We start from the raw sequence: 16093 nt of genomic DNA, 5'->3' as shown, positions 1-16093 counted from the left end.
AGAATGAAGAAGACATACTATTATATATGTACGTTGGCTGTGCTACTGTTGATGGTGGCACTTCCGGCAAAGGCAGTTTCCGAGGCAGAATTCGGCAAACTGGCCAAGTCTTACACGCTTCGTGCGGACGGTAGTCAGGAATGGCGTGTACAAAAAGAACTTACCTTGTTTACTCATGCAGCAATGAATGGTCTGTATGGTGAGAGTTTCATCATTTACAATCCTGCTTATCAAGAATTGAAGATACACGAATCGTATACTCGCCAGAAAGATGGAAGCATAGTAAAGACTCCCGATAATGCTTTTGTTGAGGTGCTTCCCTCGGCTGCTGCCGATGCTCCGGCTTACAATGGCTTGAAAGAAATGGTTGTGGTGCATACCGGACTTGAGTTGGGGGCTACTATCTATTTGGATTACTCTGTTATCACTCGTCCGGGCTACCTGTCCGAATTGGATATTTATGAGCCGGTAGAGGAGTTGTCTCCGATAAAAGAGTATGTACTTTCACTGTCTGTACCCGACAATAAACCTTTGCATTATGAACTTTTGAACGGTAAAGCGACTCCTGTAGTGAAAGTTGCTGATGGTATGAAAACCGTAATCTGGACACTTAAAAATGTCCAACCTCGTCCTCGTATGTTGGATGTTTCTGTTCCGGCAGGAAATATGCAGGCTATTGTAGCTTCTACTTACGGTTCGAAAGCCGATGCCCTGAAAGTGCTCAAAAAGCAATTCCCGGTTGTCGATGATAAAGCTGTGGCTGAGTTGGCTCAAAAGCTGACAGCAGACGCAAAAACTACCGAAGAAAGAGTAAATCGGTTGGAAACTTATATCCGTAGTTTGGGAACTTGTCGTCTGTCATTGCTTCAAACAGGATATCGTTTGCGTCCCGCATCGGAAGTGATTCGTTCGGCGTATGGAACAATAGAGGAAAAAAATGTGTTGTTGGCTGCTTTGCAACAGGCGGCAGGTATTCCGGCAGAAGTGAAAGCTGCGTTTCTTAAAGCAACCGATGAGGCCGCTGTGGGCTTGTCTGCTCTGAATAACTTGTTTGTAGAAAATCAGGCAATAGCAGATTTGAGAGACTTCTATGCCATTGTGAACATGGATGCACGTCCTGTGCAACCGGCAGTCAAGTCGCATGTCATTTCAAAGACAGATACTTTGAAAATAACTCCCGAAGGAGGTAAGGCTTTGGCGGGCGGTTATCGAATGTATACATTGCCGCAGATATCTAAAGGATGGGCCGCTTATGAAGGACGGATGACTACGCTCAACTCACAGCGTCCTGTGAATCTTCTTCTTTCTTATTTGCCCGACGAGACGTATACCTGTATTGTAGAAACGACAGGCGGAATGACTCCCGTGGCACTTCCGGCTGATAAAAAGATTGATAATAATATCGGTACGGTAGAAGTGGCGGTAAAGAAAATCGGAGATAAGATAGAGATACTTCGATTTTTGAAACTGAAAAAACAATTGATTACTCCGACAGAATATCCGGCTTATTATCGTCTGATGACGGAATGGATGGATACTGCCGCCACGACTTTGTTGTTCTAAACTTCGGGAAATTATTTCCCGTGGGGACGGATTCAGTCATGTATCCTGAAATGCGGGAATTTCGTAAGTGTGAAGACTAATTAAAGAAAAAAAGAAATGCGAATATTCAGGATTCGGTCCCGGATATTCGCGTTTTTCATTCTTTTCTGTAGATTTATTCGGGATGCAAAAGGAATTTTATGAACCATTCTTTCGAGTGAAAAAACACGTTAGTACGTATAAGCCCACACGTACGTCCGCATAGCCCCACACGTACGTCCGCATAGCCTCATGCATACGTACGTGTATCCCTATGCGGACGTACGTGCAAAAGCGTGCTCTCTGACGTGGAATGAAATCCCCCCAAAATGTTCAAGCTGAACCTAAAAAAAACTATTTTTGATGTAACGTTTATTGGTGTGGCTGTGTCTTATTAGTGAACATGGAACAAAATGAATTTGAAATAGAGGCAAAACGAATGCGACCGGCCTTACTCAGAATGGCCATCCGTTATCTGGAAGATTCCGACGACGCAGAAGATGTAGTGCAAGATGTGTTATTGAAGCTATGGTTTTTGCGTGAAAAGTTGGACGAATACCGCAGCGTAGATGCACTTGCCATTGTTGTAACCAAGCATTTGTGCATCAACCGCATGCGGGGAGCCCGGATAGAAAAGGTGGAATTGGAAGAAGGTGTCCGCATAGGCGGTGGGGATAACCCGGAAATGAAGTTGGTGGCAGAAGAGAATATGCAAGAGATTCTCGATTCCATATCTACTTTGCCCAACCTTCAGCAAGCCATCCTCAGGATGAAGCACATTGAAGGTTTCGAAGTAGAAGAGATAGCCCGAATGACAGGTAGTACAGCCATAGCTGTGCGAACTAATCTGTCGCGGGCAAGAAAGAAAGTACGTGAACAATTTATGATACATAATAGATGATGGAACTAACGAATAAGAACATAGAAGAATACATCAATCGTTTTCTGGACGGTGAAACGACCAATGCCGAAGAACAAGCTATCTATCGCTTCTTCCGCACAGGCAAAGTGCCTGCTCATCTGAAAGAATACGCACCGATGTTTGCCTGGTACGAGGGAGGTATGCAAGGAGAACCTAAGCCACAGACTGTGGAAGATACAAAACAAGAAAAGAAAAAAACTTTCAGCCTTCGTATTCCTGTAACGGCATGGAGTGCAGGAATTGCGGCAATGGTAGTAGTTACACTGGGACTGGGATTATTGGTCTTTTCGGGACAAAATGCTGCAAAGAATCATAAATGGTCTTGCTACGAAGGCAGTTATATAGAGGTAGACGGTAAACGCATAACCGATGTGAAGAAGATTATGCCGTGCATTATCGAAACATTGGAACATGCTGATAAGGTGGAACAATTGGCACAGCAGCGGATAGATGAAATTCATCGTTCGGAACAGGAGATAAAGGAAAAGGAAGATTTGGTAAATAATTAAAATATTAGATATTATGAGAAAGAAAACATTGTTGAGATGGTTCATGGCCTGTGTATTGCTGTGCTGTGGTGTGAGTGGAATAAAAGCACAAAAAACAATCGATAAGATGGCAAATGAACTTGAGAAAAGGGATGATGTGGCCATTAACTCAGTGACCAAGCGTGATCCTAAAACACGCAAGGTGATAAAGGTAGTAAAGACTTATTCCGTCAAAGATACTAAATTGGGCAAGCGCCTTATCGATGCTTTCGAAAAGGATGAAGAATATGCCGAAACAGCTATAAAGGATATGCCTAGAGGACGAAATGCAGGGCAAAAGGCTAATTTTACTTTTATCTTTCGTTCTGATGATGAAAAACGTACTTATACATTGAGTACGAATGAGAGTGGTAATGTGTCATTTACCATTATTATCAGTCCCTTAAAGAATGGCAGGGAAATAGCCGATGCGGATTGGATTATTGAAAACACCAATCATCAGTTTTGCCAGACCACTACCACCATTGATAAGAACGGAGATGTATATCTGAACGGAAAGCGTGTGACAGGTATCAAAAAAGCGAAAAACATACAAGTCAATAACGGTAGAGTGTACGTTGATGGTAAGCTGGTGAAAGATAATGATTAAGCATAAGCTATTTTTCATATAACACACTCTCTCTTTGAGATTAGAATTAACTTTTTAATCGTGTTTATACCCATTGGTTATTGTGAAATAGCCAATGGGATTTTTCTTTTTTTATCCATTTCCCGCAAAAAATAGAATTGTTTTATATCTTTGCAGGTATTATAAAAGAACACACATAAAAAATATGAAAAACGAAATTACCGGAATGAAATTCAGACTGATTGTCATGAACTTCTTGCAGTTTGCTGTATGGGGCGCATATCTGACTTCGATGGGTACTTATCTGTATAACATTGGGTTGGGTGAGAAAATCGGTCTGTTTTATGCCATGCAAGGCATTGTCTCGCTATTTATGCCGGCTGTTATGGGAATCATAGCCGACCGATGGGTGCCTGCCCAAAAACTTTTGGGATTCTGCCATTTTATGGGAGCGGTCTTTATGGTTGCCGCCGGTTATTATGGAATGACATCGGGAGATAACACGGAGTTCTCGTTTCTTTTTGCTTTATACTCTTTTAGTGTGGCATTCTATATGCCTACGCTGGCACTCTCTAATTCAGTGGCATATACAGCATTGGATAAAGTGAAATTGGATCCGGTGATTGCATTCCCGCCCATCCGTATTTTTGGAACAATCGGTTTTATCTGTTCTATGTTGCTTACAGATGTGCTGGGCTTTCAAGCCAATTATATGCAGTTCTTTTCGTGCGCTTGTTTCGGATTACTGCTGGCGGTTTATTCATTCACCTTGCCGGACTGTCCTGTGAGCAAAGGAAACGAAAAGAAGTCGTTGGTAGATGCGATGGGGCTACGTGCTTTTTTACTGTTCAAACGTAAAAAGATGGCCATTTTCTTCGTCTTCTCTATGTTGCTGGGTGTCTCTTTGCAGATAACCAATGGATTTGCCAATCCCTTCCTCAGTAGTTTCGATAAGATTCCCGAATATGCGAATACCTTTGGTGTGCAGCATGCCAATGCATTGATATCTCTGTCACAAGTGTCGGAAACATTGTGTATCCTGCTTATTCCTTTTGTGTTGAAGCATTTCGGCATTAAGCGTGTCATGTTGATTGCTATGTTGGCATGGGTACTGCGTTTCGGACTGTTCGGACTGGGTAATCCGGGATCGGGAGTATGGATGTTCGTTTTGTCTATGATTGTATATGGCGTGGCATTCGACTTCTTCAACATTTCAGGTTCGCTCTTTGTTAATAGAGAGACTGATTTGGCCATCCGTTCCAGTGCACAAGGATTGTTTGTCATTATGACCAATGGGGTTGGTGCAACTGTAGGAACACTGAGCGCTCAGGCCGTAGTGAATCATTTTGTAGATTTTGGCAGTGATGCACCACAGGTAGCGGGATGGAGCAGTGCATGGTTTGTATTTGCGGGATACGCTTTGGTGGTGGCTGTGCTGTTTGCCTTGATATTTAGGTATAAGCATAACCCTGAAGAAATATAATTAAATAATAAATAAGTAGGTATTGCCTGTTTCGGGCATAAAATAAGATTGGATTATGGATAAAATAGAATTGAAGTTACATGACATGTCTTCTACTTTGCAGCCTGTAGATGCGTATGCATTAGTGCTGGAAGAAGTGAACGGCAATAGAAAATTGCCCATTATTATCGGCTCTCTAGAGGCGAAGGCTATTAGAATTAAGATGTTGGATTATAAATTGCCGCGTCCGTGGACACATGATTTATTCTTGTCACTGACGGAACAGTTGGGAGTAATCTTGAAAAAGATTTTAATTTATAAAGTGGAGGATGGAATTTACTATTCTTATCTTTTCTTTGATAAAGCAGGGGAAGAGATAAAGGTTGACTCGCGCACTTCGGACGCAGTGGCACTGGCATTACGGTATAACTGCCCTATATATACCACTGCTCAAATTATGGATGAAGAGTATCTGCGGGAAGAGAGTGACAGCTCCTTTGCCGTTACTGTCAATATGGTGGGTGTTTCTGTATTGAGAGAAGCGTTGGCAAAAGCTGTTGCAGAAGAAGATTATGAACAGGCTTCCCGATTGCGAGATGAAATAAGACGGCGTGAAGAACAAAAGGAACAAGATAAAGAGTAGAGAATTATGCATGTATTTTATACGCCCGACATAGCCATAAACCCCGAGCTTCCCGAAGAGGAAGCCGGGCATTGCTTACGGGTTCTGCGTCTGTCAATAGGAGACGAAGTGACATTGACTGATGGAGCAGGGTGTTTTTATAAAGCTGTAATCAGCGCAACCGGTGGAAAACGCTGTCAAGTGAAAGTAACGGAAACCATTCCACAGGAAAAAGGCTGGAATGGTTATCTGCATGTGGCTATGGCGCCTACTAAGAATATGGATCGAACCGAATGGTTTGTTGAAAAAGCAACAGAAATAGGATTCGACGAACTGACCTTTCTCAACTGCCGTTATTCTGAACGGAAAGTCATTAAAACAGAACGTATAGAAAAGATATTGGTTTCTGCTATCAAACAATCGTTGAAAGCGACTAAACCGGTCTTGAATGAGATGACGGATTTCAATAAATTTATTACTCGTGACATTGAAGGACAGAAGTTTATAGCTCATTGTTATGAGGGGGAGAAACCTTTGTTGAAAGATGTGATTTGTCCGGGTGAAGATGCTCTTGTCTTGATTGGGCCCGAGGGAGATTTCAGCGAGGAAGAGGTAAAGAAAGCTATAGCGAATGGGTTTCAACCAATTAGTTTGGGGAAATCGCGCCTTCGTACTGAGACCGCGGCACTGGTAGCTTGTCATACCATGAATTTATTAAATCAAAAATAAGCGTATGAGAAAAACGATTTGGGGATTTGCCTTGCTAGTAGTAATGGCACTCCTAGCCTCATGTTCCGAGAGCAGTGAATATACTAATGCTATTCCCAAAGATGCGGCAATGGTGGTGTCGTTGGACTTTAAGTCAATGGCACAAAAAAGTGGTATCAATGGCAAAGAAGGAGAGTCTGTAGTGACAAAACTGACGGAGGTCTTGCAAAGCGGGCTGGAAGGTGAAGCGTATGCAACAGCCGAGAAGATAGTGAAGAACCCTGCCGAGACCGGACTTTCACTGACAGATAAAGTGTATCTGTTTATTACCCCTAATTCCAATACTTTCGCTGTTGTGGCAAAGGTATTGAGCGAGGGCAAGGTGAAATCTCTGATGCAATCATTAAAAGAACAGCAATTATGCTCGGACTTGAAAAGCGAAAGCGGATGTACTTGGACTACTGTGGGTAATGGCTTGTGTGCTTATAATAACGGTACATTTCTGTTGGTGGGGACTCTTGACAGTGACCCCGAGGGTATGAAAGGTACAGTGTTGGCATGGATGCGTCAGGATGCTGCGAACAGTTATGCTTCTACCTCTGATTTTGCAAAATTGAGAGATGCCAAAGGTGAAATTAATGTGGTTGCCAATATGTCTGTGTTGCCACGTGAGGCGACCATGCAGATGCGTATGGGTATGCCGGCCGATTTAAAGCTGGAAGATATTAAATGTTTGCTTACCACTACTTTTGAAAAGGGAAAGATTGTGGTGGATTTTGAATCGTTGATTGAGAATAAAGAACTGATAGCGCTGTATGAAAGGCAAACACAGACCTCCACACCGTTGAAAGGAACATATATGGAATATTTTCCGGCAAATACATTACTATGGGCTAGTGGCAATTTTAATGGTGAGGCAGTTTATAACTTGCTTTGTGAAAATCCTACCATCAAACAATCATTGGATAATCCGATGTTGCCGATTGATTTGAAAACTATCTTTTCTGCCATTCACGGTGATATAGCTATCGGTTTTAGTTCGTTGGTAACTAATGATTTGCTGGTGTACGCTGATGTTACAAATAAAGAGTTTTTGAAAGCTTTTGAGGAACTTCGTCCTTTGTTGGCATTGTCGGGCGGGCAGATGAAGTTGAACTCAACCGGCACAGACCAATATGAATTCCGTATGTATAACCAAAGCATTTGGTTCGGAGTAAAAGACAAGATGTTCTATTTGTCCAATAATGAGCAAATGGCTGATGAGGCCGGCAGACGTTATGGCGTTTCGCTGCAGAATACTACTTGGGCATCTGAGGTGACTAAAAACCGCAGTTTTATGGCTTTCAATACAGTGGAACTGTTGAATGAACTCAATGCTGCCCCTTATCTTTCACGAATGTTGGGACAGGAAGTGGTTGTGATAATGAAAAATGTGTTCGGACCGTGTGAATACATCGATGTAATGGCACCCGACTGGAAGAACGGACAGATGAATATTGTAATGAAAGACAAGGATACAAACGTACTGCAACTCATAGTGCGTGCATTAGAAAATTTATGAATAGCATAGAATTACAACAAACCCTTCCTGCTGTTTTTGCAGGAAGGGATTTTATTGTTTCTGATGTGTGGCATCAGGCATTGCAACTGAAGCGCGGTGAAGCTTATTTGATAGAAGCCGCATCGGGAACAGGTAAGTCGTCACTTTGCAGCTACATATATGGATATCGCAACGACTATCAGGGGATTATCAGTTTTGACGGTAAGAATATTCGTAACTTCTCTGTAACCGACTGGGTAGAAATACGCAAACACTCGATTAGTATGTTGTTTCAGGAGTTACGCCTTTTTACCGAACTCACAGCTTGGGAGAATATTCAACTCAAAAATTCCCTAACAGGATATAAATCAAAGAAAGAAATTAAGGTATGGTTTGAAATGTTCGGCATAGCCGATAAATGGGATACTCCGGTGGGCAAAATGTCTTTTGGACAACAACAGCGTGTAGCACTTGTCCGTGCTCTCTGCCAACCGTTCGATTTCATCTTTCTCGATGAACCCATCAGTCATTTGGATGAAGAAAATGGACGTCTCATGTCGAAGATATTAGTGGAAGAAACGGATAAACAAGGTGCCGGCATCATTGTAACTTCCATTGGAAAACATTTGGAGTTAAACTACACAAAAACATTGAAACTATGAGATTGGTTTGGAAATTATTGCGTCAGCATATTAGTTTGCCTCAATTGGCGGGTTTCTTCTTTGCCAATCTGTGTGGTATGGTGATTGTGTTGCTGAGTGTTCAGTTTTATAAAGATATTTTGCCGGTATTTACGGAAGGGGATAGTTTTATCAAAAAAGATTATATCATTGTCAGCAAGAAGATAAGCACGCTGGGGGCATTTGTAGGGAAAAGCAATACTTTTTCAGATAAAGAAGTGGAGGATATTAAGGCACAGTCGTTTACCAAAGAGGTAGGAGCCTTTACTCCTTCCCAGTTTAAGGTATCGGCGGGAATGGGTATGGAAAAAGTAGGCTTGCAAATGTCTACTGATATGTTTTTTGAATCTGTACCTGATGAGTTTGTAGACGTGAATCTTGATAAGTGGGTGTTTAATGAAAACAAACCGGTGATACCCATTATCATTCCACGTAACTATTTGAATCTGTATAATTTCGGGTTTGCACAGAGCCGTAGCTTGCCGCAACTTTCGGAAGGTGTGATGGGAATGGTAAATCTTGATATCCGCATCAGTGGTGGCGGTCACAGGGAGGTCTTTAAAGGAAATATTGTCGGTTTCTCCAATCGTCTGAATACGATTCTTGTTCCCGAAACATTTATGAGATGGGCTAATGAGAACTTTGCACCTGGAGCCAAGAGCGAGCCTTCACGTCTTATTGTAGAAGTCAATAATCCGACTGACGACCGTATAGCCAAATATTTTAAGGACAAAGGATATGATACGGAAGACGATAAGCTGGATGCCGGAAAGACCACTTGGTTTTTAAAAGTCATTGTAGGCATTGTGCTTTCTGTCGGATTGCTTATCAGTGTATTGTCGTTCTATATTCTAATGTTGAGTATCTATCTGTTGTTGCAGAAGAATACGACCAAACTGGAGAATTTATTGTTGATAGGGTATAGTCCGGCTAAAGTGGCATTTCCTTATCAACTCCTCACTTTAGGCCTGAATGCCATTGTACTGATACTTTCAGTAGGTGTCGTACTGTATGTGCGTAGCAGCTACATGAAATTGATTGGAAAACTGTTTCCGCAGTTGGACGAAGGGAGTATGTGGCCGGCAATGCTGGTGGGAGTTTTACTGTTTGCCGGTGTGTCGGTGTTCAATGTGATTGCAGTGCGAAGAAAGGTTGCTTCTATTTGGATGCATAAAAGTTAAGAAGAAAGGGAGAAGATAATTTCTCCCTTTTTTCTTTGATAATAAAAGAATTAGTGTATATTTGCATTTGAGCAGTTATACATTCTAAGCAAGCTAATTATGGACAGGGTACTTCTTTTTGACCGGTTTTCTCAGCAAGCTCTTCAGACCTTGCACCGGTATCGTGCTGTTATGTTTAGTCCAACCATTCTTGTGTCTCAGCTATTCCGGTGATTTTTTAATCCTTATTTCTTACACACATTAACATGAGTATATTATGGACAACAGACCGACTATCGCCGAAGTACAGGAATGGGTACTGAAGTTGTATAACACATGTGAACAAACCATCACAGATGAGGAACGTAAAGAGCAGCATAAATATGCCATTATGGTGCAACGTCCGCAAGACAAGAAGTTTTTGGTAAAGATGCTGGATGAGTCTTCCCAAATTCGTGACCGCAAGAAACTGGCTGAACGCATTAAGAAGCTGATAGACCGTTACGGTGTACCTGAGTTTCTTAATAAGCGCGATGCTTTCCTTTTTAAAATGTATCAGGCATTTGGACATTATTTTGACTTTATAGCTATTCCCATTATCAAGAAACGTCTCCGTTCCGATACCTCTAAAGTGATTCTTGATGAGGCCCGTCCCCAATTGACGGAACATCTAGCCACTCGTTTCAAACAGAAAATCGGACAGAACGTAAATCTGTTGGGGGAGGTCGTATTGGGTAACGGAGAAGCAGACCATCGTTATCATCATTATCTGGAAGCATTGGAAGCTCCTGATATCAATTATATTTCCGTTAAAATTTCGGGTATCTATGCGCAGACGCATGCACTGAACTATGCCGAAAGCTTTCCGGAGCTGGTGAAACGCATGTCTGCCCTTTACCAAAAGGCGATGGACTATCCTTATGTGGATGAAAACGGAGTGAAACGTGCCAAGTTTGTTAATTTGGATATGGAGGAATATAAAGATGCTCATTTCACTTTGCGTTTATTTAAGGAGGTACTGAATAAACCGGAATTTAAAAATTATTCGGCCGGTATTGTAGTTCAAGCCTATCTGCCTGATGCTTATGAGTTTCAGACAGAATTGTTGGATTTTGCTAAAGAACGCGTGGTTAAAGGGGGAGCTCCGATAAAAATGCGTCTGGTAAAGGGGTGCAATCTAGAGATGGAGACGGTCATTTCCTCTTTGCGGGGATGGCCCAATCCGGTGCGGACTTCCAAAACTGAAGTTGATGCCAATTATCTTCATATTTTGGAACGTGCTCTATTGCCTGAGAATGCTAAAGCATTGCATGTGGGAGTCGCTTCTCATAACCTGTTTACAATAGCCTATGCTTATCTGCTGAGTCAGAAATTGGGTAGTGCCGAATATATGACTTTCGAGATGCTGGAGGGGATGGCAGACCATGTGTGGCGGGCACAGTCCCAGCTTGGCAATCATGTGATTCTTTATGCCCCGGTGGTAAAAGACGAGCATTTCCTCAATGCTGTTTCCTATTTGGTGCGGCGTATGGACGAAAATACGGCTCCCGACAATTTCCTTACTCACTCGTTTAATTTGAAGCCCGGTACCGATACCTGGCGTTTCTTGCAGAACCAGTTTGAAGATGCGTATAAGATGAAAGATTGTATTACCCATATTCCTACACGTACGCAGAATCGTTTGCATCGATATACTCCTGTTCCACCTGCCAATGAAATGAAAAATGAACCGGATACTGATTTTGACCTTGCCCGAAATCAGGAATGGGTACGCAATATCTTTGCCACATGGAAAAAGTCTTCAGCGGACACTCCCGAAATTATTCCTTTGCAGATAGGTAAAGAAACGGTGGTCTGTGATAAGCGCCATCGATATATGGATCGTTGCCAGGATAATGAGGTATGCGTGTGCGAAATGTCTCAAGCAGATACCGGGCAGGTGAAACGCATCATCGAAATTGTGGAGAAAGATCCGGCAGGATGGAGAAAGACCACCCTCGAAGAACGTCATAAGATAATGTATGAAGCGGCCAACCGGCTGGGCGAAATGCGTGGCGACCTGATAGGCTGTATGTGCGCTGTCACCGGAAAGACGGTAGTGGAGGGGGATGTGGAAGTTTCGGAAGGAATCGACTATGCTCGTTTCTATACCACTAGTATGAAGCTGTTCGCTGATTTGCCCGATGTGGATATTACGCCGAAAGGTACTGTATTGGTTATCTCTCCGTGGAATTTTCCTTGTGCCATTCCTATTGGCGGTATTGTAGCGGCTCTTGCCGGAGGAAATACTGTTATTCTGAAACCGGCAACTGTCGCAGCTCCTGTAGCGTGGTTGTTTGCCAAGGCATTTTGGGATGCAGGAGTTCCTAAGGAAGCTTTACAAGTGATTATTACTGATCGTGATGCATTGAAAGTGCTCACTTCTGCTCCTGCCGTCAAACATATCATCTTGACAGGCGGTACGGATACGGCGCAAAATATAGCCCGCAGTAATCCGTCCACTCCGTTGTCTGCCGAGACAGGTGGTAAGAATGCCATCATCTTGACAGCTTCCGGAGACCGTGACCATGCTATTATGAATGTTGTAGCTTCTGCTTTCGGCAATGCCGGACAAAAGTGTTCCGCTTGTTCGTTGTTGCTGGTGGAACGTTCGGTATATGAGGATAAGAATTTTAGGGAAAAACTGAAAGATGCCGCAACCAGCATGAAGGTGGGTAGTGTATGGAACCCCGGTAATGTGGTTGGCCCGATGATTACCAATAGGAATGACAAACTGTTGAAAGCATTAGAGTTGGAACAAGGAGAATCCTGGCTTGTCCCGCCTCGTTTCCTTGATAAGAATAAGTATGTCTTGGCTCCGACGGTGAAGTGGGGGGTACGGCCGGGAAGTTATTCTTTCCGAACGGAGTTGTTCGGTCCCATGCTTAGTGTGGTTTGCATAGAGAACTTACAGCAAGGTATTGAACTGGTTAATGGCTTGGACTATGGACTGACCTCCGGTTTGCAGAGTTTGGATGAAGAAGAACAACGGTTGTGGAAGAACTCCATCATGGCGGGTAATTTATATATCAATCGTGGTATAACGGGTGCTATAGTCAACCGTCAACCTTTTGGCGGTATGAAACTTTCTGCATTTGGCGGTGGTGTGAAAGCCGGCGGGCCTAATTACTGTACTTGCTTTGTGAAGATTACCGATAAGCCCGGAAGTGCTACAGATTATAAACAGAGCTATCTGAAAGCATACGAACAGGAATTTGCCCATGCGCGTGATATTAATAATCTGTATGGTGAGCAAAACGTCTTTCGTTACTTGCCACTGCGTAATATGGTGCTTCGTCTTTTCCCGGGCGATACGAATGAAGACGCACAGATGATAGCACTGGCCGCTAAGATTTGCCACACTCCTCTGACCATTAGCTTTGAGCCTGATGATGATCGTACGGCAGCATTGAATTCTGTCGGTTGTTCACTGAAGAAAGAATCTTTGCAAGAGTTCTTGAAGAGTATGTCGGAGTATGAACGCATTCGTACGTGTGGGGTGGATATTCCGATGGAGATGTATGAAGAGGCTGCTCGTATAGATAAATATATCGCAACAGCTAAACCGGTGAAGAATGGCCGTGTGGAACTTATTCATTATATTAAGGAACAGAGTATTTCATTTGAATATCATCGCTATGGTAGTATTTTAGAGATTCCGCCGGTAGAATAATTGTTTATATTATCGGGCGGAGACATTCCGTCCGATAATTTTTTCAGCGTTTTCATATTTTATAGAGCGCTTTTTTTTATACTGTATACTAAAAGTGGAACAATTATTTCATCAGCAGAGGCAGGAGTAAAGGCAGATAATCTTTTAAATCAATACGTAATTGCTTCAGAGCTTGTTGGATGCGGTAGTCTATAGTTTTAGGAGATACTTCCAGTATTCCGGCAATTTCTTTGTAACTCATATTTTTAAAACGGTGCATCATAAAAGCCTCTTTATAGGATTCCGGAAGTGCGGCCACCGCTTCTTGTATACGTATGGTTAATTCCTCTATGTGATAAAAATTGGCATCTTCTATCAAGGATTGCATCTCTTCATAAAAATAATTCTCAGCCCTACTTTTTATTTCATTTTGATTGATACGGTTTATGGCACGATGATGAACAATAGAGAATAAATAGCTGCTTAAAGAGGATTGGATAACGAGTACTTCTTTATTTTCCCAAAGCCAAATCATTGCGTCCTGCACGCACTCTTCGGCATCTTCTAACTCTACGAATTTATTTCCATAAGCGCATAACATGGGGTAGTATTTTTTGAAAAGCACATCGAATGCTTTCTCGTCGCCATTTTTAATGGCCGATAACAGCGATTGGTCTTCATAGTGATACTCCATTTTTATTATTCAAAGGTTGATTTGCGTGCAAATATAGTCTTTTAAAACTAAAAAAATATATTGTTTTTCGGGAATCTGTTCTGTGTGCTGTTTTTTAGAGGAAATCTTAATAAAACGAGATTCGTTGACAGCGAGAGTAAAGCTCTTAAATAATCAAATTCTTTGCTTTTGATTAGAATGAAAAATTCTTTGGGAGGGAGCAGTAGAGCTGATGACAAACTATTAAATAGGTGTTCATCTCCAATCATTGCTTAAGGTGATACAATTTTCCCAAGATAGTCAAGTTGTGTTTCGGGAATGCCGCGTTCCGGTGTCTGGTAATTTTCATTTTTGCCACGTATGCTACGGTCTACCGAGATAAGTCCCGGATGTTTTTTACGTGCTTCTGACAGAATTTTGTTCAAATGGATATTCTCACCCATAACCCAGCCTCTGTCTAATCATAAAATATCAAAACTGCCATATTCAGACATTAGTTCGTTCAATTGGTTTTCTGTGTAGGTTTGATAATTTTGCCACTGGTCGGGATGGGTGTGCATACGCTCAGTAATTTTATAACGACAAACGATTCGTATGTGACGCCGGTTTCTTCCAAGCATTTGCTGAAGCAGGGTACATTGACCCTGAAAGAAGATATCACCGACGCTCAAACGGACATACGTATTCTGAAAAGCGATTTGTTTGAGACGCCCTTGTCTCTAAACACGTTGCAGATAGATGACGAACTCATTATATATAATAAGGTGGAAAAAGAAGCGGATTGTTTTTTGCTGAAGGATTGCACACGAGGAGCCTTCAAGACGAAAGTGTCCAGACATTCTGTAGAAACTCCTTTATATAAATTATCTGATCATGCTTATAAAGTGTTTTTTCCGGATTTGGTCTTGCAGGATACATTGGCCGACCGGATTGCTGATTTGATGAACAAGACCGGTTTGAGCCAAATCTCTTTTGACGGATTGGAGGGCTGTGCCTATACCGGACACGATGAATATGCCGCATCTCGTTTTGTAACCCGTTGCTATGCGCAGTTTGATCATAATGTGCTGAATGACGCCAGTCGTTTGAATCATAATTTGTGGCATATCCACACTCGGATGAACTGGGGCGAGCCATGGGGCGAAGCGATGCGTACGGGGCAAGTGGCTAACAGAATAAAGAACCAGGATTTTTTCCGCAGGAATCTTTTCCCGCGTATGCTTGGATGGTTTCTGATTCGATTGGCCGATTGGAAATTCGAATGCTCCACATTGGAGGACGTGGAGTGGGCCTTGTCCGAAGCGGCCGGTTTCGATGCCGGTTATGCGATGACCATTAATACTTCCACGTTGAATAAGCACGGACAGATAGACCAGTTGCTGAAGGCTATTAAGCATTGGGACATTTTGCGTGAAGCCGGAGCCTTTACCGAAGAACAAAGAGAGCGTTTGAAAGACCCTCAGACCGAATGGCATTTGCAGGCAGTGGACGAGAAAAATTATCAACTCTATCCTTTGTTCGTTTCTAAACGCTATCATTGCAACTTGGCAGAACTTCAACCCAGTCAGCCGGGAGGAGCGGACTGGGTTTGGGAAAATACCTATTCCGGTCCCTGTAAACTCCAGTTGAGAGTAGAAGGAGAAGGTTCCGTTTCCAACCTATCGTTTACCACTTCGGAAGGAGTCGTTAAGTTTCCTTGCAAGTTAGAGGGTGGGCAATACTTGCTGTACGACTTTGATGGAAAAGCTATGATAACGGACAAAAATTATAATCTCATAGAAAGAGTGAATGTGGAAGGAAAACTCCATCTTCCCGCAGTTTCTTCTGCGGTATCTTTCTCTTGCGAGCCGGGAGTAGGAGAGACACCCGAGGTTGTTGTGCGATATGTAACTCGTGGGACTCCCGAGAAAGTTTCTCTGTGAAAATAGATTTTTTTGA

General features: G+C 42.5%; 13 protein-coding genes and 1 pseudogene. 12 read left to right on the top strand and 2 right to left on the bottom strand.

Annotated elements, in window-relative coordinates:
* The first annotated feature begins 3 nt into the window (after positions 1–3).
* The 11 genes from IR173_RS04995 (at position 4) to IR173_RS04945 (ending at position 13503) form a co-directional block, all read left to right on the top strand.
* A complete protein-coding gene (locus IR173_RS04995; protein WP_237038589.1) occupies positions 4–1563 on the top strand; it encodes a DUF3857 domain-containing protein in 1560 nt (519 codons plus the stop codon).
* Between the two features lie 457 nt (positions 1564–2020).
* Positions 2021–2482, top strand: a complete 462-nt coding sequence (locus tag IR173_RS04990) for an RNA polymerase sigma factor (protein ID WP_371315872.1) — start codon at positions 2021–2023, stop codon at positions 2480–2482.
* Positions 2482–3012 carry a hypothetical protein gene (locus tag IR173_RS04985; RefSeq protein WP_289307808.1) on the top strand — a complete coding sequence of 177 codons (531 nt, stop codon included), beginning with the start codon at positions 2482–2484 and terminating at the stop codon, positions 3010–3012. The genes IR173_RS04990 and IR173_RS04985 overlap by 1 nt, the downstream gene beginning before the upstream one ends.
* 13 nt (positions 3013–3025) lie before the next feature.
* The gene (locus IR173_RS04980; RefSeq protein WP_237038586.1) at positions 3026–3640 is read left to right on the top strand and encodes a DUF5024 domain-containing protein; all 615 of its coding nucleotides are present in this window, start codon (positions 3026–3028) and stop codon (positions 3638–3640) included.
* A gap of 184 nt (positions 3641–3824) precedes the next feature.
* Positions 3825–5102 carry an MFS transporter gene (locus IR173_RS04975; RefSeq protein ID WP_237038585.1) on the top strand — a complete coding sequence of 426 codons (1278 nt, stop codon included), beginning with the start codon at positions 3825–3827 and terminating at the stop codon, positions 5100–5102.
* 55 nt (positions 5103–5157) lie between these two features.
* A complete protein-coding gene (locus IR173_RS04970; protein WP_237038584.1) occupies positions 5158–5724 on the top strand; it encodes a bifunctional nuclease family protein in 567 nt (188 codons plus the stop codon).
* 6 nt (positions 5725–5730) lie between these two features.
* The gene (locus IR173_RS04965) at positions 5731–6432 is read left to right on the top strand and encodes a 16S rRNA (uracil(1498)-N(3))-methyltransferase (RefSeq protein WP_237038583.1); all 702 of its coding nucleotides are present in this window, start codon (positions 5731–5733) and stop codon (positions 6430–6432) included.
* A gap of 4 nt (positions 6433–6436) precedes the next feature.
* Positions 6437–7972, top strand: coding sequence for a DUF4836 family protein (locus tag IR173_RS04960; RefSeq protein WP_237038582.1), 1536 nt, complete (start codon positions 6437–6439; stop codon positions 7970–7972).
* Positions 7969–8613, top strand: coding sequence for an ATP-binding cassette domain-containing protein (locus tag IR173_RS04955; RefSeq protein ID WP_237038581.1), 645 nt, complete (start codon positions 7969–7971; stop codon positions 8611–8613). Before IR173_RS04960 ends, IR173_RS04955 begins: the two co-directional genes overlap by 4 nt.
* Entirely contained in the window at positions 8610–9812 is a 1203-nt protein-coding gene (locus IR173_RS04950) for an ABC transporter permease (RefSeq protein ID WP_237038580.1), read from the top strand. Before IR173_RS04955 ends, IR173_RS04950 begins: the two co-directional genes overlap by 4 nt.
* Positions 9813–10068: 256 nt before the next feature.
* On the top strand, positions 10069–13503 hold the full coding sequence (locus IR173_RS04945; RefSeq protein WP_237038579.1) for a bifunctional proline dehydrogenase/L-glutamate gamma-semialdehyde dehydrogenase: 3435 nt from the start codon (positions 10069–10071) through the stop codon (positions 13501–13503).
* Positions 13504–13606: 103 nt separating this feature from the next.
* Here the strand turns inward: IR173_RS04945 and IR173_RS04940 are convergent, their stop codons facing one another.
* Together IR173_RS04940 and IR173_RS04935 are read right to left on the bottom strand one after the other, a co-directional pair.
* Positions 13607–14182, bottom strand: coding sequence for an RNA polymerase sigma-70 factor (locus IR173_RS04940; protein ID WP_371315871.1), 576 nt, complete (start codon positions 14180–14182; stop codon positions 13607–13609).
* Between the two features lie 234 nt (positions 14183–14416).
* Positions 14417–14709: pseudogene (locus IR173_RS04935) on the bottom strand (alpha-L-fucosidase); the annotation flags it as partial.
* Between IR173_RS04935 and IR173_RS04930 the strand changes: the two are divergent.
* A complete protein-coding gene (locus IR173_RS04930) occupies positions 14680–16077 on the top strand; it encodes a hypothetical protein (RefSeq protein ID WP_237038642.1) in 1398 nt (465 codons plus the stop codon). The pseudogene IR173_RS04935 and the gene IR173_RS04930 overlap by 30 nt on opposite strands.
* The last annotated feature ends 16 nt before the right edge of the window (positions 16078–16093 follow it).

The organism is Phocaeicola faecalis (assembly GCF_021730445.1).
GTDB classification, from domain to species: domain Bacteria; phylum Bacteroidota; class Bacteroidia; order Bacteroidales; family Bacteroidaceae; genus Phocaeicola; species Phocaeicola faecalis.
The sequence above is the reverse complement of the archived record's forward strand: the minus strand, read 5'-3'. Positions and strand labels throughout refer to the sequence as shown.